The 883-nt window shown below is 39.6% G+C and carries 1 pseudogene; it reads right to left on the reverse strand.

From position 1 onward, the window contains the following. Positions 1–596 (reverse strand): annotated as a pseudogene (locus DW114_RS21125) (hypothetical protein); the annotation flags it as partial. Between the last annotated feature and the right edge of the window lie 287 nt (positions 597–883).

Genomic DNA, 883 nt, shown 5'->3' on the forward strand with positions numbered 1-883 from the left:
ACATTCAGCTTCGCCCAGAATTGTCCTAATTCCTGCCCCTCGCCAGAGTAGATATAACCGCCACATTCATAGCGTCCTTTATTTTCTTTGATAAAGGCTTTTGCACCAGAGAAAACTTCGTCCTGTGTTGCCTTTGGAATTTCATCATAAGAAGCTCGCACGTTATCACATTGCCAGCCAAAATGTACGCTCAATCTCTGCCAGACTACACATTGTTCCAACAGATAGACTTGTTTGTAGTTCAGTTCCTTGTGAGCTTCGCCATACTGTTTGACATACTCTAAGGATAACGCCACATCTGAAATCTGGTCAGCACTCATGCGTGAGCTTGCGTCAGCTCTGGTCTTGTAACCGTTCTTAAAGTTTGTGTTAATGTCGATACAATAGGCAGTTTCGCCCTCGACTTTCATATAGCCCTCATTGAATGTCGAACCGATAGAACCGTCATTCATTACTTTTTCAATGATACCGACACGCTCTGCACTTTCCGTCCAGTATTGCTTACTTTCTGCATGGACGGGTGTAGTCGGTAAAGCAGTAACGACAGTTGCAAGAGCTAAGAAGCCCGTACACAATCGTTTTAACATCTTTTTCATAAATCTAATGCTCCTTTCATTTTGGGTAATAAAATAGCCGTCCAATAAGAACGGCTGGAAATAGAAAAGGAACGTCATGTTAGGCGTTCCATAGTCTATGAGTTATTCAATTTTTTCTTATTTTAATACTGATGTGCTGTACCATATCTTTGCATATCTAGGAAAACTTGCGTATCAAGGCTCATTCGTTAGTAGTAAATAAGTAGTAAATTGATGTATTTGTTTTCTTGAAAATGCTGATAGATACTGTGTTTTAGCGGATAATCAGATTTTTATTGTGTTTTTTA

It is taken from the genome of Absiella sp. AM09-50, assembly GCF_003433845.1.
Classification (GTDB): Bacteria; Bacillota_I; Bacilli_A; order Erysipelotrichales; family Erysipelotrichaceae; genus Hoskinsella; species Hoskinsella hominis.